Origin of the sequence: Cyanobium sp. Cruz-8D1 (assembly GCF_024345975.1) — a bacterium.
Lineage (GTDB): Bacteria > Cyanobacteriota > Cyanobacteriia > PCC-6307 > Cyanobiaceae > Cyanobium.
On sequence record NZ_JAGQCD010000014.1, the window covers coordinates 1 to 16,977 of the forward strand.

The 16,977-nt window shown below is 62.8% G+C and carries 23 protein-coding genes; 13 read left to right on the top strand and 10 right to left on the bottom strand.

Annotated features, from left to right (window positions below; genetic code table 11):
- Positions 1 to 247: 247 nt before the first annotated feature.
- Positions 248 to 520, top strand: a complete 273-nt coding sequence (locus KBZ33_RS10095) for a cephalosporin hydroxylase family protein (protein ID WP_254952596.1) — start codon at positions 248 to 250, stop codon at positions 518 to 520.
- A 583-nt stretch (positions 521 to 1,103) separates the two neighbouring features.
- On the opposite strand, the gene KBZ33_RS10100 is transcribed toward KBZ33_RS10095, so the two are convergent.
- Both KBZ33_RS10100 and KBZ33_RS10105 read right to left on the bottom strand, forming a co-directional pair.
- Positions 1,104 to 1,397 carry a HigA family addiction module antitoxin gene (locus tag KBZ33_RS10100; RefSeq protein WP_255011701.1) on the bottom strand — a complete coding sequence of 98 codons (294 nt, stop codon included), beginning with the start codon at positions 1,395 to 1,397 and terminating at the stop codon, positions 1,104 to 1,106.
- An 8-nt stretch (positions 1,398 to 1,405) separates the two neighbouring features.
- Positions 1,406 to 1,684: a type II toxin-antitoxin system RelE/ParE family toxin gene (locus KBZ33_RS10105; RefSeq protein WP_254952601.1), complete on the bottom strand. Its 279-nt coding sequence runs from the start codon at positions 1,682 to 1,684 to the stop codon at positions 1,406 to 1,408.
- Between the two features lie 292 nt (positions 1,685 to 1,976).
- On the opposite strand from KBZ33_RS10105, the gene KBZ33_RS10110 reads away from it, so the two are divergent.
- The 4 genes from KBZ33_RS10110 to KBZ33_RS10125 all read left to right on the top strand — a co-directional run bounded on the left by KBZ33_RS10110 (position 1,977) and on the right by KBZ33_RS10125 (position 4,213).
- A complete protein-coding gene (locus KBZ33_RS10110; protein WP_255011747.1) occupies positions 1,977 to 2,132 on the top strand; it encodes a cephalosporin hydroxylase family protein in 156 nt (51 codons plus the stop codon).
- Positions 2,133 to 2,450: 318 nt separating this feature from the next.
- Positions 2,451 to 3,092, top strand: a complete 642-nt coding sequence (locus tag KBZ33_RS10115; RefSeq protein WP_254952593.1) for a Uma2 family endonuclease — start codon at positions 2,451 to 2,453, stop codon at positions 3,090 to 3,092.
- A 57-nt stretch (positions 3,093 to 3,149) separates the two neighbouring features.
- Positions 3,150 to 3,791, top strand: a complete 642-nt coding sequence (locus KBZ33_RS10120; RefSeq protein WP_254952592.1) for a Uma2 family endonuclease — start codon at positions 3,150 to 3,152, stop codon at positions 3,789 to 3,791.
- A 77-nt stretch (positions 3,792 to 3,868) separates the two neighbouring features.
- On the top strand, positions 3,869 to 4,213 hold the full coding sequence (locus KBZ33_RS10125) for an AbrB/MazE/SpoVT family DNA-binding domain-containing protein (RefSeq protein WP_254952591.1): 345 nt from the start codon (positions 3,869 to 3,871) through the stop codon (positions 4,211 to 4,213).
- A 302-nt stretch (positions 4,214 to 4,515) separates the two neighbouring features.
- Here the strand turns inward: KBZ33_RS10125 and KBZ33_RS10130 are convergent, their stop codons facing one another.
- Both KBZ33_RS10130 and KBZ33_RS10135 read right to left on the bottom strand, forming a co-directional pair.
- Positions 4,516 to 4,968, bottom strand: a complete 453-nt coding sequence (locus KBZ33_RS10130) for a type II toxin-antitoxin system VapC family toxin (RefSeq protein ID WP_254952590.1) — start codon at positions 4,966 to 4,968, stop codon at positions 4,516 to 4,518.
- Positions 4,965 to 5,219 carry a type II toxin-antitoxin system Phd/YefM family antitoxin gene (locus tag KBZ33_RS10135; protein WP_254952588.1) on the bottom strand — a complete coding sequence of 85 codons (255 nt, stop codon included), beginning with the start codon at positions 5,217 to 5,219 and terminating at the stop codon, positions 4,965 to 4,967. The genes KBZ33_RS10130 and KBZ33_RS10135 overlap by 4 nt, the downstream gene beginning before the upstream one ends.
- 257 nt (positions 5,220 to 5,476) lie before the next feature.
- Between KBZ33_RS10135 and KBZ33_RS10140 the strand changes: the two genes are divergently transcribed.
- Both KBZ33_RS10140 and KBZ33_RS10145 read left to right on the top strand, forming a co-directional pair.
- Positions 5,477 to 5,935, top strand: coding sequence for a hypothetical protein (locus tag KBZ33_RS10140; protein ID WP_254952587.1), 459 nt, complete (start codon positions 5,477 to 5,479; stop codon positions 5,933 to 5,935).
- Between the two features lie 202 nt (positions 5,936 to 6,137).
- Positions 6,138 to 6,599: a hypothetical protein gene (locus tag KBZ33_RS10145; RefSeq protein ID WP_254952585.1), complete on the top strand. Its 462-nt coding sequence runs from the start codon at positions 6,138 to 6,140 to the stop codon at positions 6,597 to 6,599.
- Positions 6,600 to 6,883: 284 nt separating this feature from the next.
- Here KBZ33_RS10145 and KBZ33_RS10150 read toward each other — a convergent pair whose 3' ends face one another.
- The 4 genes from KBZ33_RS10150 to KBZ33_RS10165 all read right to left on the bottom strand — a co-directional run bounded on the left by KBZ33_RS10150 (position 6,884) and on the right by KBZ33_RS10165 (position 9,335).
- Positions 6,884 to 7,267, bottom strand: a complete 384-nt coding sequence (locus tag KBZ33_RS10150) for a hypothetical protein (RefSeq protein WP_255011703.1) — start codon at positions 7,265 to 7,267, stop codon at positions 6,884 to 6,886.
- A gap of 494 nt (positions 7,268 to 7,761) precedes the next feature.
- On the bottom strand, positions 7,762 to 8,367 hold the full coding sequence (locus KBZ33_RS10155; protein ID WP_254952583.1) for an RES family NAD+ phosphorylase: 606 nt from the start codon (positions 8,365 to 8,367) through the stop codon (positions 7,762 to 7,764).
- Between the two features lies 1 nt (position 8,368).
- Positions 8,369 to 8,977: a hypothetical protein gene (locus KBZ33_RS10160; protein WP_255011706.1), complete on the bottom strand. Its 609-nt coding sequence runs from the start codon at positions 8,975 to 8,977 to the stop codon at positions 8,369 to 8,371.
- 118 nt (positions 8,978 to 9,095) lie between these two features.
- The gene (locus KBZ33_RS10165; RefSeq protein WP_254952579.1) at positions 9,096 to 9,335 is read right to left on the bottom strand and encodes a hypothetical protein; all 240 of its coding nucleotides are present in this window, start codon (positions 9,333 to 9,335) and stop codon (positions 9,096 to 9,098) included.
- Between the two features lie 218 nt (positions 9,336 to 9,553).
- Here KBZ33_RS10165 and KBZ33_RS10170 point away from each other — a divergent pair, with 218 nt between their 5' ends.
- On the top strand, positions 9,554 to 10,198 hold the full coding sequence (locus KBZ33_RS10170; protein WP_255011708.1) for a Uma2 family endonuclease: 645 nt from the start codon (positions 9,554 to 9,556) through the stop codon (positions 10,196 to 10,198).
- Positions 10,199 to 10,507: 309 nt separating this feature from the next.
- On the opposite strand, the gene KBZ33_RS10175 is transcribed toward KBZ33_RS10170, so the two are convergent.
- Together KBZ33_RS10175 and KBZ33_RS10180 are read right to left on the bottom strand one after the other, a co-directional pair.
- Positions 10,508 to 11,290 carry a methyltransferase domain-containing protein gene (locus tag KBZ33_RS10175; RefSeq protein ID WP_255011711.1) on the bottom strand — a complete coding sequence of 261 codons (783 nt, stop codon included), beginning with the start codon at positions 11,288 to 11,290 and terminating at the stop codon, positions 10,508 to 10,510.
- Positions 11,291 to 11,339: 49 nt separating this feature from the next.
- On the bottom strand, positions 11,340 to 12,203 hold the full coding sequence (locus KBZ33_RS10180) for a DUF4115 domain-containing protein (RefSeq protein WP_254952574.1): 864 nt from the start codon (positions 12,201 to 12,203) through the stop codon (positions 11,340 to 11,342).
- Positions 12,204 to 12,403: 200 nt separating this feature from the next.
- Between KBZ33_RS10180 and KBZ33_RS10185 the strand changes: the two genes are divergently transcribed.
- The 5 genes from KBZ33_RS10185 (at position 12,404) to KBZ33_RS10205 (ending at position 16,949) form a co-directional block, all read left to right on the top strand.
- Positions 12,404 to 13,738 (top strand): DUF445 domain-containing protein, encoded by a 1,335-nt coding sequence (locus tag KBZ33_RS10185; RefSeq protein ID WP_255011714.1) that lies wholly within the window; start codon positions 12,404 to 12,406, stop codon positions 13,736 to 13,738.
- A gap of 50 nt (positions 13,739 to 13,788) precedes the next feature.
- Complete coding sequence (locus KBZ33_RS10190; RefSeq protein WP_254952572.1) at positions 13,789 to 14,307, top strand: hypothetical protein; 519 nt, start codon at positions 13,789 to 13,791, stop codon at positions 14,305 to 14,307.
- A gap of 60 nt (positions 14,308 to 14,367) precedes the next feature.
- Positions 14,368 to 15,441, top strand: coding sequence for a helix-turn-helix domain-containing protein (locus KBZ33_RS10195; protein ID WP_254952571.1), 1,074 nt, complete (start codon positions 14,368 to 14,370; stop codon positions 15,439 to 15,441).
- A gap of 439 nt (positions 15,442 to 15,880) precedes the next feature.
- Positions 15,881 to 16,651, top strand: a complete 771-nt coding sequence (locus KBZ33_RS10200) for a response regulator transcription factor (RefSeq protein ID WP_254952569.1) — start codon at positions 15,881 to 15,883, stop codon at positions 16,649 to 16,651.
- Between the two features lie 40 nt (positions 16,652 to 16,691).
- Positions 16,692 to 16,949 (top strand): hypothetical protein, encoded by a 258-nt coding sequence (locus KBZ33_RS10205; RefSeq protein ID WP_254952568.1) that lies wholly within the window; start codon positions 16,692 to 16,694, stop codon positions 16,947 to 16,949.
- Positions 16,950 to 16,977 lie beyond the last annotated feature (28 nt).

The following is a 16,977-nucleotide window of genomic DNA, read 5'->3' on the forward strand; positions in this document are numbered from 1 at the left end:
CCGTCTGACTCAGCAGCAACCCGGCGACCATCCAGCCCAACAGCAGCAAGTGCCGCTGGTCGCAGAAGGCGCTGTGTTGACGCAGGAGGCCGATCAGCTCACGATGGAGACGGGTCTGGGGATCCACAGGGGATTGGATTGGTTTCGCAGCCCCAAGCTCCCATGGCTCCCTGCCCACCCCATTGACTGAGACCCATTCTGTCGCAAGGGTTCTCAGACTTGTGTCGGGCAGTCAGCGCATGAGCATGTGTTGGCTGAGTTGAATGCCTATGCCGATCTAGTGTCCGTCGGCAGCTACTGCATCGTGTTCGATACAGCTATTGAAGACCTACCCGCCGGCTCCTTCCCCGATCGCCCCTGGGACGTCAGCAACAATCCCAAAACGGCCGTTCATGAGTGGCTCAAGAGCCATCCTGAGTTTGAGATCGATAAGGACATCGACAACAAGCTGTTGATTAGTGTGGCGCCGGATGGGTACTTGACGAGGGTAAGCCAGCTCCAGTCGAGTAATAAAACATGAATAAATAGACGCTTCTGGCTTTGCGAGGAAATCATCTGATTGGAATAGTAGGCCCTTCCTTCGGGCCATTCACTTTAGGGCAGTACATATCGAAATGAAAGATATCTTTCTAGCTTGCCCCTCAGAGATGACTTTGCATGATCAATATTGGCCAAAGCTTCCTTGTGCCTATCTGAAAGTACTCGTTTCTGATCCTCGGCCATGGTCAGGTTATTTGAGTTTCTCATCCATAGTCCGACATGCAGACTTTCTGATCTAGCCTTGTCTATTGTCTGGTGGTTTCATCGCTGGAATCGAATAAAAACTCTGCTTCTTCTCGGGCCGTCATCACTTTTGCGTAAGCATCTCTGATTTTGCCGGAACCTTGATCACTCTCGTGCTCAACCCATTCCTGCCAGCTTGATTCGCATACAACCTTAGTGAATACCAGAAATTGCTCAAATACCGCATATCGCTTAGAGTAGAGGCCGAGCCTGAGATTTAGCTTGCTTACTCTGTATTGCTGGAATGCAAATAAGGCTTTGTATGCGCTTAATAGCTCTGTGTTAGCAGCATCTGTCGTTATCGGACCACATTTGTAGATTTAGTTGGCCACCAGGGGCTCAATTCGTTCAATCTCTTCAGCCAGCTCAGCGCTGGCCACCTCGGTGTCATGGGCGGCCTGGGCGCGCAGCCAGTAGCCAGGGCTCAATCCCAGAAAACGGCAGAGGCGCAGATCCGTATCGGCGCTGATGGCGCGACGGCCCGCCACGATCTCACTGATCCGCGATGCAGGCACATCGATTGCCTTGGCTAGCCGGTACTGGCTGACGCCGAGAGGCTGCAAAAACTCCTCATCAAGCAGTTCGCCAGGGGTGATGGGTGTGAGGCGGTCCATAGGGTTCATCAGTGGTAATCAACGATTTCAACGGCTTCAGGGCCAGCGTCCGACCAGAGAAAGCACAGGCGGTACTGGTCGTTGATGCGGATGCTGTGTTGACCTGCCCGATCACCTCGCAAGGGTTCCAGCCGGTTGCCTGGAGGGATCCGCAGGTCGTCGAGACAGACAGCAATCTCCAGTTGCCTGAGCTTGCGGCGGGCCACTCGCTCGAACGCCTGGAACCGTGGCACCGCCCATCCCTGAGCCAGCCGCTTGGTATCGGGACATCGGAAGGAGCGGATCATCAACCCAGCATAGTTCTGCTGTGCGAAATGGTTGTGTCTCCTGCGTTCAGCCGCTTCGAGGGGCGGGCTCAATACCTCCGCCTGCTGGTAAGACTCCTAGAGGAGAGAGGTCTGGGCGTGCATTTCCTTGCGCAGGCGCGGGAGCTGATCTATGGCTCGACGCCGAGCTCCAGCTGCTGCCCCCCCGACCCCGATCGCGAAGCGGCGGGCAGTATCCTGCACTTCAAGATGGAGCTAATTAAGGGGTCCTCAATCGCCCCCGAGATCATCCAAAAAATGCGCAGCCATGCCGATGGCGTCGATCGGGTGCTGGTGTCCGTCGGCAGCTACTGCATCGTGTTCGACACTGTGGTGGAAGACCGACCCTGAGTTCGAGATCGATAAGGATATTGATAACAAGCTGCTGATTAGCGTGGCGCCTGATGGGTATTTGAGGCGGGTGAGCTGACTACCGGCTGCTGGCATTATTTTATTGACGTCCAATTTCGTAGCTCTCAGGTGCCACACCACCCGCAGCCACCATCCGACAGGCGGGATACCTTCATTGGCCGAACCCAGCACGGCCTGGAACCGCACACATCCTGGGCCAGCCCAACCCCGGCGCCGCCCGCAACCGCTACGTGCCCGATATCCGCAAAGCCAAGCAGCAGCTCAGCCTTAGCGTCACCGTTCCCTTGGCGGAAGCCATCCGCCGCTCCGGCGCGGCTGCACAAGCGGCTCCAGCCTGATTCGGCCCTACCCTGAAACGACCCCATGGCTTGGAGCGATGACCATCTCTGCTAGCCGAGCCGCATCCGAGCTAACCACTCCCTTTCATGCCCTGGCCCCGCTACGGGTTCCGCCCGACCTGCGCCTCACGCCAGAGCAGTTCGCCCAGCTCTGCGCTGAAAATCGAGAGGCTGTGCTGGAGTTGGCTGCCGATGGCAGCCTGATCGTGATGACGCCGACAGGCGGTGAAACCGGCGCCCGCAATTCCCGCCTTGAGATGCGTCTGCTCCTCTGGGCCGACCAGCAGGGTGGCTGGAAGGTGTTCGGCAGTTCCACGGGTTTCCGTCTGCCCGACGACTCCGTGCTCAGCCCCGACGCCTCCTTGGTGCGTCTCGATCGTTGGCAGGCCCTGACCCCCGAGCAGCGCCGCAGCTTTGCCCCCCTCTGTCCAGATCTGGTGGTGGAACTGGCCAGCCCCAGCGACGAAGGTCCCCGCGGCCTCACGGCCCTGCGCAGCAAGATGGCTGCCTACCAGGCCAACGGCGCCTGTCTCGGCTGGCTGCTCATCCCCCACCAGCACACTGTGGAGGTCTGGCCAGCCAGCGGTGATCCCCAGCGCTTTGAAGCAATCACTCAGCTGGAGGCTGGTCCCGAATTCCCGGATCTGCAGTTGCGCCTCGAGGAGATCTGGGCGGTCTGAAGCTGAACCGTGAGTCTGGATGCGCCCTACCCTGAAGCAGTCCAACGGCTTGGTGTGATGACCATCTCTGCCAGCCCACTCACACCCGGGTCAACCACTCCCTTCCATGCCCTGGCTCCGCTACGGTTTCCCACCGACATGCGGCTCACGCCCGAGCAGTTTGCACGTCTGTGTGCCGAGAACCGTGAGGCCGTGCTGGAACTCGCCTCCGATGGCCAGGTGCTGGCGATGACGCCCACCGGAAGCGAAACCGGAGGGCGCAACATCGAACTGGCGTTCCAGCTCCAGCGCTTCGCCCGATCAGGCACCACCTGGAAGGCGTTTGCTAGTTCCACTGGCTTCCGCCTGCCCGACGACTCCGTGCTCAGCCCCGACGCCTCCTTGGTGCGTCTCGATCGTTGGCAGGCCCTGACCCCCGAGCAGCGCCGCGGCTTTGCCCCCCTCTGCCCTGATCTGGTGGTGGAACTGGCCAGCCCCAGCGACGAAGGTCCCCGCGGCCTCACGGCCCTGCGCAGCAAAATGGCTGCCTACCAGGCCAACGGTGCCCGGCTCGGCTGGTTGCTCATCCCCCACCAACAGGCTGTGGAGGTCTGGCCCGCCAGCGGCGAGCCCCAGCGCCTTGAAGCAATCACTCTGCTGGAGGCTGGTTCCGAATTCCCGGATCTGCAGTTGCGCCTCGAGGAGATCTGGGCGGTCTGAAGCTGCCGCCCTGGCCGAACCCCACCACGGCCTACGGCCAAGCCAAGCGCGCCGCCCGCAACCGCTACCTGCCGGATATGACCGACACAAGCCCTAGACCCCTTGCACAAGTTCCCCAGCGTGCCTCCCTGCGCGAGGTGCTCACGGTGTCGAGCCGTGGCCAGATCACCTTGCCCGCCGAAATGCACAGGCACCTGGGCATCGAACCGGGTGGCGCGGTGATCGTGGAAGACTGTGGCGGTGAGCTGCGACTCAAGCCAGCAGCCGTGCTGGAGGTGGAGTTGTACAGCGATGAAGACATCGCCGCCTGGGATCAGGCTGATGCCCTCTCAGACCAGGAACGCCAGCAGATCCTCAAGCGCCTACGCCAGGGAAGAAGCACGCCGCAACCTCGAACGCAAAGCTCCTGTTGGCTTACCTGAGTTCAGTCGTCAGCTCAGCAAGATTGGCCGATTTACAGAGCTGCCCACGCTTGCAAAGCCACTGTGTAGCTCACTGGCGATCACCGCGACTTCGGTCAATCTGTCGCCGATTTTCTGACTGCGCTCGGGGATTCGGCATGAGGCGTAGCCAAAGCCCGGCTCCTGCTTATCCAATGGAAAGAAGCGGCAGGGCAACCATCTGGGAACGGCACAGAACCCCAACCCCAACGGCCAGCCGCAGCGAGATGACTGGCCAAGGGGATTCAGGAGGGCGTGCGCCGGCCCGGTGGCGACTCGCCCCACTAGGCGATCAGCTGAAAGGGCAGGCCCAGGGCCTCGGCAGCCTTGACCAACCCTTGATCGGCGCTGGCCATCGTGAGGCTTTGGCGCTTGGCGATGGCCAGATGCAGGGCATCACCACTGCGCAGCGGCGGCCCTTTGAACTCCTGCAACCACTGGCGCGCCTGGAGATAGTCCGCGCCACGCGGCTCGAGCAAGCCCAGCCGCTCCTGCCGGAAACACTCAAATTCGGCATGAATGGCCCGGCCGCGTTGGGCCGTGAGCTCACCGCGGCGCAGGCATAACGCCACCACATCGGAAAACTCCATCAACACCCAGTGGCTCACCCACAGGGCCTGATCAGCCTGGGCCAGTAGCCACCGCTCAGCTGCGCCATAGCCGCTATCAGCAAGAAACAGTGACAGCACCACACAGCTATCCAGATAAACCGGCGCAGGGCTTCCAGCGGCGATCACGCCTCCTCCCGCAACTCACGCACCAGCTCCACAGCACTAACGGCCAGGCTGGGCTGACCCGCATGGAAACGGCGCAGCCGCTGCGGCCAAGGCAGAGCAACCTCAGACTGGGGCCCCTGCCCTTCGCGCACCAACCGCGCCACTGCCTGACCACGCCTGGTGATCACCACTTCATCGCCAGCTTCCACCGCATCCAGTAACGCCGAAAGCTGGGCCTTGGCCTCGGCCAAACCAACCGTACGCATAGTCATCTGGTCTGTTGGTCATCTGCAGCTTAGCGATGGGTTCGCTGCCAGATGCGGATCAGCCAACCACCAGACCCCTCAAGCGCTAGGCATATCGCGCAGCTGATGGAGGCAGTTTCGAGATCAGCGGTCCCGGTTGTGCTGCTTCTGTACGCCTACTGCGTCGGCTTGCCGTCTGTCACGAAAGATCGAGAGAGCCTGCTATGAGGACCTGCCCTTCCGGGTGCTGAGCGGTAACCAGCAGCCGGACCACACACGGATCAGTGAGTTCCGACGCCGGCACCTGGAGCTATTGGAGGATCTGTACGGCTTCGCAGAAGCCCAGGGGCTACGTGCAGGTGCTCAGGCTCTGTCAGAAGTCCGGCCTGGTGCAGATGGGGCCTATGGCGCTGGACGGCACCAAGGTGGAAGCCAAGGTCATGAGCCACGAGCGCATGGAGAAGAGCGAGCAGCAACTCAGGCAGGAGAGGCGGGAACTGCTGAGGAAGGCCGAGCTCATCGACGCTCAGGAGGACGGCCGCCACGGCAAGGGCAAGCGTGGCAGTGAACGACCCGAGCAGCTGCAGCGTCGGGAAAGCCGGCTGGAGAAGATCCGCCAGGCCAAGGCTGAGCTGGAGGCAGAAGCCGCTGCGGCCCAGGCCCGCCGGCGCCAGAAGCCGCAACAGCTTCAGATCAAAACCCTGTCTCTGCCTCCAGCATCCGGCCGTAGATGCCGAGGTTGAAGGCCATCGAGCCGTCGCTAATCCCCGGCACGACATCGGCCGCAGCCAAGGATGTAGGGCCAGGCTTGCGAGGGTGTGGCGGCAGGGGGGGGCGGCTGCCATGAAAGGGGCCTTGAGGTGTGGGCACTTGCCAAAACGGGGCCGCTGATGCTTTTACGAAGCCGCCTTCGCGCCAAGATGGCCTGACTGGAAATGGCTCAGCATGCAGGCCGGGAGTGATCACGCGCAACAGGGAGACGGCCAGCAGCGCAAACCTCGCCAACGCAGCCGCCGCCGCGAACTGTTCTGCCCCGCCCATCCCGAGCAGAAACTGGTGGGCAACGGAAAGAAATATTTTCTCCATCTGCTCACATCCGAGCAACTGAAGCAGCGGGGCATGCCGGATGGCAAAGCCCGGCTCGTGATCAAGGCCTTCCCGGTGCTGGTGCTCAGCAATGAGTGGATCGAGGAACTGTTCTGCGCGGCGTGTGGAGCCTGTCACTGGTGCCATGTGGTGCGCCTGGATGCGGTGCATCACAGCGTGCGCTGGGCGCGGCGCGACCTCTGGCAGCAGGTGGCCCACGTGGATCCGCTCGTCGCCAACCCGAGCGTGAGCCAATTCACGGCGCAGCAGGCCCGCCGCCTCAGCCGCAAGCGCAGCGACGGTAAAGGCTGGTTTGGTTAGAAGGCCTTGGAGGAGAAGAGGGCGAAGACGGTGCGCAGCAGGATCTTGAAAGCGAGGCGCAGCGACCAATCACGCTGGTAACGCAGGGAGGCATGGACAGAGGCAGGCTCGTGGGCTCCTGGGAGGGGGATTCAAACCAAGCCGCGAGCCGCAGACCGAGATCAGGTTGGTCGAGCAGCTGCTGGTGGAAGAGGCCTGATTGACCGACACATCTCAACCGAGACGCTCATGCGACAGCGAGCTGCAGCGGATCGAGGCGCTGAGGTTGTGATCGTGGTGGCAGTTCAATCCGCGTGAACCAGGGCTGCTTGCGGCGGCGCCAGCCTGACACCGCGGCTGGGAATGCAGGGCCCCAGTTGCCGCTGGGGGATGGGCATCCAGGTCATGAGTTTGGCTTTGATATCAGCGACGAACACCTGCAGCGTCGCCAGCCCGATCCGCACAAAGCGCCTACCCTGCCGCCAGTGTGGATCCACCTGACGGCGCAGGCAAGCCAGGCTGATGGCATAGCCCTGCAGACTGCCCATCACAGCGATAGCGACGATCAGCAACAGCCGATCGATGCGCTGCGGGTCGCGCAGGCCGCTGCTCGCAGCAGAAGCGCTGGCAAGCGTGTGCCACAGCAACGGAATGGCCCGACCATGGGCCACCACGGAGAGCACAACCACGCAACACCGATTCCAGAGCAACCAGCGCTGACAACGCCGCTGCCAACTGGCTGCCAAGCAGTTCCCCAGCGGCAACACGCTCTTCCAGCGGTCGAAACAGACCGTCTGGCTCAGCAGCAGACCAGTCACCATCTGTGCCAAGAGCACCAGATGACGCTGATCAAGAAACGGACTGTGTTGACGCAGGAGGCCGATCAGCTCAGCATGGAGCCGGGCATGGGATGCCACTGGGGATTGGATTGGTTTCGTAGCCCCAAGTTCTCATAGCTCCCTGCCCACCCAATGACCTGAGACCCATTCTGTCGCAACGGTTCTCAGACACTCAATGGCAACGCATTCGTTCTCGATTACGAGGATTACCATGAATGGCACTACACAACCCCACCCCATCCCATCCCATCCCGCCGAGTTCCTTCAGGAGCTCTACCTGGAACCTGGCAACATCTCCATCCGCGAACTGGCTGGCATTGCCTCGAGTGGTTGACAGCTTGACATCAACCCACCAGGCCCCAACCGTGGGTATCAAGGATCTCCAGTACGGCGGGCTCAGCGCTGGCGGCTGGCCAATGCATCAGGTCACCCAGCAACTCCTCCTCCCAGGCATCCCTGCAGTGTTCGTAGAGCGCCAGGTTGGTGCCACGGGGGAGCAGCCGTGAAGGATAGAGCAGGCCATCGGGCCGCTCAACCGCGTCGTGCCACCAGCGCGACCAGGCCTGAGATACGGGCAGCCGGGCATCCAGGTTCAATCTGGTCAGCGCCGGCCCCCTCAGATCCAGCACCTGTAGGTCACGGGTGGCCGTGATCCTGCTGATGCAGCGTTCCTCCAGTTCCAGGCGGGAGAGAAACTTCAACCCTGCCGGCAGATGACTGTCCATCACCTGATGGCCGTAGGTTTCAGCGAAGGCTATTTCCAGGGTGTTGGCCAGGTAGAGCACGCCGAACCCACCATCGGCAGCATTCCAACGGCCTTGATCGTGGCGGCCCCAATGCAGTGCCGTGGCATGGCGGCATTGGTGGATGCGGAACCACTGACTGCCAGCCGCGATGGCGCGCAAGTGCAGGCCACGGGCCTGCTGCTTCGGGGGCAGCGGCAGGCTCACCTCAGCGGGCCAGTTGGCAGCCAAATTGGCGCGCCTTTCGGTTCACCGCCTCCACGGCAACCGGTTCCGATCTGCACAGCAGGGCGGCCGGTGTGTCGCCCAGCTCCGGGTCTGGGCTCAGGAAGAAGCGCAGCTGGGCCGGGCCGCTATCGGTATCGAGCAGATGCAGCACCGTTTCCAGGCCGGACCACACCCGTCCACCGGCCAAATCGAACTGAAAGGCCGGATACACACTCTGCTTGCCATGGCGCCAGCCGAGCAGCCGCTTGCGATCGCGCCGCTTGCGCACCCCTTCACCGCTGAGGCCGAGCAGCTGCTGGACCTCAGCCGGGCTGAGGCTGCCGCCACTGGCCTGCAGCAGCTGCATCAGGGCCTGTTCTCCCCGCAACCGCAGCAGCACCTCGCGGGGCGGCGGCACGGGCTCACGCCGCCAGGCGTTGATCACAAGTTCGGTGAGCAGGCTCAGATCATCGAGCGCCACGGCTGATGGCCGATGGCTGATCTCCTGCACAGGCCCACCGGGGGAGGCCAGCTTGCGCAGCACCAGCTGGTTGACGCGACCCAGCAACTCCCGTGCTTGGGGATCATCCGCCAAGGCCACTGACGGCAAGGCTGCTGACGCCAAGCCAGAGCCCCCCCCTTGCATAACCATCACGACAACCCCAGGAATTGACTTTGTCAGTATGGCAGATACGAACGGACAAAGCCAACTGAGGCGCAATTGCCCATCAGCAGCTGGTATCAAGGTCAGGCCAGCGGCCATCGACCAGGAACTGATCCCGCAGCAGCGTGATCACCTGGCTGAGGCCAAAAGAGGCAAGCGCCAGAAAGTGGCTGTCGGTCATGTGACGGCATGTGGCCCAGCCGTGGTCAAGCTCCTGCTCCATCCAGTGGCGGGCAGCCCTGGGCATCACATGCCCGCGATCCAAAAGGGCAATGATCACGTTGATGTCGAGCAGCGAGCGCATCAGAGCCCGGAAACCCTGGGACGTGGCCCACCAAGAGCCCGGTCTCAGGGCAGCGCTCCATCACCGCTGAAAACGTGGGCATGGTGCTGGCCCCCTGTTCCCTGGGCTACAGATGACCATCACCCGCAGCCATCGTGCGGCCAGGTGCAGGTGAAATGCGTAGCGGCAACGGCCTCCGGCAAGGCGCCCTACGCTCACCCCAAGGTTGCTTCTTGGCCATGACGCTGGCAGATGCCCCTGTGCCCATGGCCCGCACCCGCGATGCCCTGGCGCCCCTGCTGCTGCCAGACCAGCTGCGGCTCACGCCCGAGCAGTTTGCGCTCGTGTGCCAGGCCAACCCCAACGCCGTGCTGGAGCTCGACGCCAGCGGTCAGCTGATCCACATGACCCCCACGGGCAGCGAAACAGGATCCAGGAATCAAGCCCTCGGAGCCCTGCTCTGGATTGCCGTTCGAGCCTCAGGTCTTCCTTTCAAGCTGTTCGACAGTTCCACGGGCTTCCGCTTACCCGATGGCTCGGTGCTGAGCCCGGATACCTCGCTTGTGCGCCTCGCTCGGTGGCAGGCCCTCACCCCCGAGCAGCGCCGTGGCTTTGCCCCCCTCTGCCCTGATCTGGTGGTGGAACTGGCCAGCCCCAGCGACGAAGGGCCCCGTGGCCTCACGGCCCTGCGCCGCAAGATGGCCGCGTACCAGGCCAACGGCGCCCAGCTCGGCTGGCTGCTGATCCCCGAGCAGCAGGCCGTGGAGGTGTGGCCCGCCCTCGGTGGCGATGGGCCTGCCCGGCTGGATGCCGCCACCAGCCTCGATGCTGGCCCCCTGTTCCCCGGGCTTCAGATCGAGCTGCAGGAGATCTGGCAGGTCTGAACGGAAACGGATGACCATCGCTGTTTTGGTCGGTCTGGGCCCAGGCGCTGGATCTGGTGACGTCCAATCTCATGGCTGGCGGGATACCTTGCCCATCTGCAGCAGGGCATAGCCCACTGTGCGGCAGTCGCTCGACCAGGCTGATACCGAAGATCCATAGGCTGATCAGCTCACGGATGTCTGATTTTTCGGCCCGCTTGAGCCTGCTGCCACCGGCTTGCTTCTGCCTGTGTTGAAGGTGATGCAACCAGTCCCCGAGCATTACCGCATTCTGATGCTGCGCCATCAGGATGAGATCTGGCACGGATGTCAACGCTCAGCTTTGCTTGCAATCAACCATGATTGATCGCCGGGACGTCCTTCCAGACCCAGCAGGCACTGATCAAAGAAGTTGCGCGGCAAGTTCAGGTCAGGAAAGTCGCTGAATCGGTTGTGGATGGATTGTTTGCGTTCGGCTTGAATCTGAAAACCATGCTCCACCAGGCTTGCGATGATTTCAGACCGATTGGAGTGTTGATCGGCATGAAAATCGGTTTCGATGATCAGGGTTGCCTTGCTCAGCGCTTGTTCTTTGCTAGCGGCAAATAGCCTCGCCAGTACATCCAGCTCAGCGCCATCCACGTCAATCAACACCAGATCAAGACGCTCCAGCCAACTAATCGCGGTTTGCAGATCCGCAGTGAATCGACATTGCTGGTTGACGCCATTGACCTGGGCACTGGCGATCGCTGCCTGCAGGGCCCGTTGATCGACGTCCACCCCCACCACCTGCAGACGATCGGCGCGCACAGCCAACCCTGTGGTGTAGTACCCCTCGGCGCAGCCGATGTTCAGAAACGTGCGGGCTCCGGCCACAAGACCCATCAGGTCAGTCTGAATTTCCTTTTCGTAGGTGCCCAGCAGCTTTGGCGCCAGGGTTGAGCCATGGGCCTGTTCTGGATAGTGCAGACCTCGGAACGGCCCGGCCGCAATCTGACCCTGAAGATGGCGCCAGAGCCACTGCTCCAGCTCCATTCGCCGGAAGTGGGCGGCCACCACCAACAGGTCATGGCTGCTTGCCCCCGACGCCAACAAGCGCTGCAGCTCTGGCACCAGCTGCTGTCGGCTCAGCTTGGGTTCTGCCCCCGGATTGGTTGGCACGTTACCTCGACACCGGCAGGAACGTTCGTTTGCCCACCCGCCGGGTGCTGAAGGGTGTTTCCTGCCCGTCGTTGATGCGGATCTTCAACTGATCACCACGGCCGGTGAACACCTCAAGGCCTGCCCCGATCGGGAAGCTGGTGGAATCCTTCAACATACTGAAGAAAAGCTGCTTGCCGGAGTTCAGCTCTGTCACCTCCAGCCAGCACGGTTGCACGCAGCGCAACCGAAGGATGTCCCTGGCCGGAGCCGTGGTGCTTGGAGGGGCAGTGCTGCTGGGGCGAAGTTGCGAGCCCGATCCGCCTGTCTTCTGAGCCTGGAGTTGACTCTGGGGTTGGTTCAAAGTGTCGGGCAACAGCCGCTTCGGCGTCTGCCGGCCGGCCTCCCATAACGGCAGCGTGAGCAGTGTCAGCGCTGCTCCGAGAGCGCCACCGGCGACCATCGCCAGAAGCATGCCGAAGAGGCCGGAGGCGCCGCCCGCCTTTGCGGGCGCCTTCGCCGCGGCAGGTGCCGCATCTAGACGCCGCAGCAGTTCCTGGATGTCGGCCCTGGTGATCGCCTCAACGGCAGCGGCCGGCTCGGCACCGCGGCTGATCTCCAGGAGGGCCGCCAACTGGGACTCAGCAGCCATCCGCATTTTACGCTCGCTCGCCAGCGTGCCACCGACCTTCTCGAAACGACTCTGCATGTCCGCCAGTTCCGTTTCCAGGGCCACCAGCTTCTGATTCGACTGACCCAGAGCCCGATTGGAGGATTCCACCAGCTCCTGCGTGACGAGAAGCAGCTGATCGGACTGATCCTGACCCTTGCCCCACGGCTGGTCGTCCCTTGCGAACGCTGTGCCCTCAGGCTCAACCTGGTCCATGGAAGGGTTCATCGCGCTGCGCCATGCAGCTGAGTGTAAAAGCGATGGAGCGACACCCGATCCAGGTTGCTGCTGTTGGGATTTAATCTCAAACACACTCGCCGGCGAGAATCAAGGCTGGATCCCATGGGCTGACTGCCGGCATGCATGACCTCTACCCATCCCTGCCCCCTGAGCTTCAGGTTCGGGTCCTGCAGACGATGGCTCTGCTGTGGCGGTGCGATCCACCCCGCCATGACATCAGCCTGGAGGCGATCAGCGAGGCGTTGCTGAGCGCGGAACAGCTGCTCACAGGTGCGCGGCAGGGCCGCTGGGCGGAGAGTGACATTCGCAGCCTGGAGGTCCGCATCGCCGCCGTGGGCGGCTGCCTGGCCCCGGGTCTGCGCAGCAGTGGTCCAGAGTCCCTGCAGTCGTGGCGGCAGGAGATCCACGGTCGCCTGCGCAGCCTGTTTGAACTGCCGGTGCTCGCGGCGGCCGAGGCCGCATTCGGCCCCCTGTTGCAGCATCACCAGCCTGCGGATTTACCAGCCTGTTTCGCCCTGCTGCGGCAAGAGCTGGCGCCCCTGCTTCAGGAGCACCCGGCCCCCTGGTTGGACGCCCTGCTGGCGCTCGCGCCGGAGCGCCAGGTGGCCGTGTTCCGGGCCTGGCAGGTTTCCGACGCTGGCGTCCAGCCCCCCCCCTCCCTGCTCCAGCAGCTGCAGTCTGAACTGCAACCCCAGGCAGGGCTGGTCGCCGTTCAGCCCGAGGCGATGCAACCCGCCACGGATCTGGCCGTGCTGGAGCGCTACGAGGTGACAGCCGATGCCTTGCGGAGGCGGATCGTGAGTGATCTGCTCTCATCGGTGATCTTTCCTGAGCACGCCATGGCAGACGTGATCAGCGAGTTGATGAAGGATCTGGACATCCCTCCTCCTTACCCCAGTCGACTCGATCCCGAGTGGCTGCTGACGCTTTCTGCGGAGACGCGGGTTGCCCTGATAGAGAGCTGGGATGATCTGCGGCTCCGGCGTTGGATCGAGACCAATCTCCACGAGCGGGCCAGCGACCATTTCCACCAGCGGGCAGCAGATTTTGATCGCTATGTGTATGAGTGCATCCAGCTGAGTGATGTCGAAATGGCTCACAAGCTCCACCAATTACTGGCGATCAGTGAAAGCAACTTCGGCCAGCTTGCCACCCGCTATTCGGAAGGGGAGGAGCGCTGGACAAGAGGGCTGGTGGGACCGGTGCAGGCCAGTGCGCTGGGTCCGGAGCTACGGAGCCTGCTCACGCGCCTGAGGCCGGGAGAGATCCATCCCCCCTGCCGCCTCGATGGTGACCTCCGCATCGTGAGGTTGCTGCACCACTTCCCCGCCAGCCTCGATCAATCTCTCTGTAGGCAGCTGATGTGGGAGATCTTCGAACAGGATCTGGACGCCAGCGTGATGCACCACCTCGATCAGATCGAGCAGAGCGTGGGCGATCTGCCAGCCCTGTTCCAGTCGTTCAGTTTGCTTCCGCCCCGGCCGGACAACACCCTGCAAGGACTAAAGTAAGCGATCAGAGGTTTCAGACCCGAGCAATCCCCCCTGACGGGCTCGGCAGTATGGCCGTCTCCACCCTTCTCTTCACAGTGGTCGGCTTGGCGGCCCTCTGGTGGGGCATCAGCCTCGCGATCTCGCTCACCCTGGCGTTGATGGATCGCGCCACCCAGCATTGCCGCGATGGGCTGGCCGTTGAGCGCATCCACAGCCAGGCCCGCGAGCACCAGCACCGGCTCGACACTCTGCGCCGCAGGCGACAGGGCTGGTGCCTCACCAATCTGGACGGGCGCAAGCAGTGGCTTGAACGGGATCAGCTGGAGCTTTTTGCTCGCAGCTGCTGGCTAGAGCTCGGGCTCAGCGGCCCCTGCAGCGTCAGCGAGCTGCGGCGTCACTGGCGCCGCAGCAGCCTGCGCTGGCACCCGGATCAGGGCGGCGACAACGCGGCCTGGTTGCGGCGCCTGCGCGCCTATGAGGCCCTGCGCCAGCTGGGCCGTGAGGCCAGCGCCCGCCACCTGGTGCAGACGCTGCCGCCGCCCCTGCCCGCCGTGAGCCGCCTGCGTCGCCCCTGGCGCTGGTTCTGATCGTCGTCTAGGCCGCCCGGGGAAGCCTTAGTTTCGATGACCGACTGGTCAGAGGCTGCCATGCCGCATCTCCTGCTGGAGGGAAAAGCTGATCGGTATCAACAATTTCTGACCTTCGCGGCCCACAGCAACCTCGTCGACGTCTCTGACGACTTTCACTTCCGCATCCAGACCATCGAAAGCCCGACGCTGTTGGTGCGTCACGTCCGCACCTTCGGGCAGGCCACAAACCACGGCGAGCTGCCCGACGCCTTCTTCGCGCTGATGCTCAGCTTCCACCCCGGTGGCTTCAGCAGCACCGGCCCGCTCAGCGACTCCGGCCCCCATCCCCCAGGCCCAACCCTGCACTGGCACCTCGCCAACGGCAGCTGCACCAACCACCATCGCAACTCGAAGGTCACCTACCTGCGCCTGGAAAGCGCCGCCCTGCTGCGCGCGCTCTCCGCCCAGGCGATCCCGGTGTCCCAGCTCGCCTGCCTCCAGGGCGTGGCGGCACCAGCGACCCTGGTGCAACGGATCGAATCCCTGGGCCAGCAGCTTGCCAGCGCGGAGATCCAGCAGCACCGGCCGATCACGGCGGCTTTCTACAACCGGCTCGCTCAGGAGCTCCGGCACCTGCTCGGCCCGCCCAAACCCAGCGACGCCATCGCCGCAGGCCACGCCTCCATGGCCATCGAATGGATGATGACCCGGCTCAACGCCCCGACCACCCTGCCCCAGCTGGCTCAGGAGGTCGGCCTGACCCCTCGCCGTGTGCAGGCCTGCTTCAAGAGCCAGTTAGCCCTCTCACCGATGCGCTGGTTGAAGCTGGCCCGCCTCAGTGCGTTGCGGCAGCTGCTCTGGGACAGGAATCTGCAGGATCAATCGATTCAGCAGTTGCTGGGCCGCAGCGGCCTCGGTGACACCAGTCTCAGCCGCCTGGATTACAAGGATGTGTACGGGGCCAGCTTCAGCACAGAGCGACGCCACGCCCAGGCGGCCCAGAGGCAATCTGCCTCTGTGAGCCAGGAAACGGTCCATCACCAGTTCAACAACACAGCAGCGGCGATCCACTATTTAGAAACCCTGGACGATGTAGATAGCCATAACAACAGGACCGAGTTGACCATCACCATCACGTCATCGATCAAGTAGCGCCTGATCAGGCTCAGCAGAATGACACCGAGTTGAAGAATTAAGGCCTGGCTTCCAACTCCTTCCGGATCAGGCGGGCCATCAAGGCCGAGAGCGTGGTATCTTGATCCATCGCATGCAAGCGAAACTGGCGGTAGAGGCTGCGGGGCAGGCTGACGCTGAGGCGAGCCATCGACTCGGAGCCGGTGGGCTCAGAGGAGATCCCGCCATCCGGACACTGCACATCCATAACCTGCAGCCTACTCTTGGCAGGAGCCTGGGTCATACGGAAACGGAATAATATGTCTTAAGCACCCTAATGGTCCTGCTGTCCGTCCCGCCCACCTGTCGAGCGAACTGTTCGCAGACCATCAGCTCATGTCGCAATCCATCCTAAACCCAAGCTGAAACACGCTTAAAGATGAGTGAGTTGGAATAATGTCAGCATCGATACATCGCGATGGATCTCACAAGCAGAATCAAGGACTTTGCTAGCCGTCAGCGCAATCTGCGGAGCTGGCTCTTAACCTCGCTGCTGCCCCAGAGCGTCGTTCTGGCCAGCGGCAACAGACTGACTCTGCTGCTGCTCGGCCAGTTGATTCTGCGACGCAGTCGTCCCTATGCCGCCATCACCACCGAGGCGGAAGCCGTGGACGCCCTGACGACGCTTCAGCCCGGACTGCTGATCGTGGTCTCTCCCCTGGAAGAGGGCGACGCGATCAGCCTCTGCCGCAGGGCCCGGCAACAACAACCCAAGCTGAGGATCCTCCTGTTCCTGGACCCACAGGACAGCGGATCAGCCGTCCAGGAGATCGATGCACTGGTGGATGCGGTGCTGCACCCCCTCGATATCGGCCACGAGGAGTATCCGGTCGTGAAGGCCTTCATGGCGCTCCTGCGCGCTGGCCGCTACCGCAGCCCATCGTTGCGGCAGCCACAACACGGGGTGACAGGCCCTCCAGCCCCCGAGCAGCGCTCCAGGGAGCCCAAGCTGACGCCACGGGAGCAGGAGGTGCTGGAGCTGATCGGCCAGGGCCTGAGCGATCGCCAGATCGCCAGCAGCCTTGGGCTCAGCTATGAAACGGCTCGCAGCTACGTGAAGGCCGTACGGCGCAAGCTGGGCAGCAACAACCGACTGGCGGCGGCGGCCTGGTCCTGGCGGCGGCAAGCTGATCCCCCATCCCCCCCAAGCGGGGGGGGGATGGGGGATCAGCCCAAAGGTTCGCAGTAATCCTGCTGCAGAATGCACCAAGCTCAGCAGGCCTCTCTTGATGACGACGAGTGCGCACACCGCGACCCGGCCCGATCAGCAGCAATCCGACTCCATGACGGTAACCGGGAAATCCATCAAGAAGCTCTCGGTGTTGTTACCCGCCACACTGCACCTGCGGGCCAAGCGTCAGGCCGTGCTGAATGATCAGACGCTGACCGATCTGATCATCTCACTGCTACTGGATTATCTCGAATCGGCCGAGCAGGAGCCAGACCAGGACAAACAAGCCGCTTCCGGGTCGGCCGACCACCCATAACCCCCCCCCCGATGGGGGAGGGGCAGAG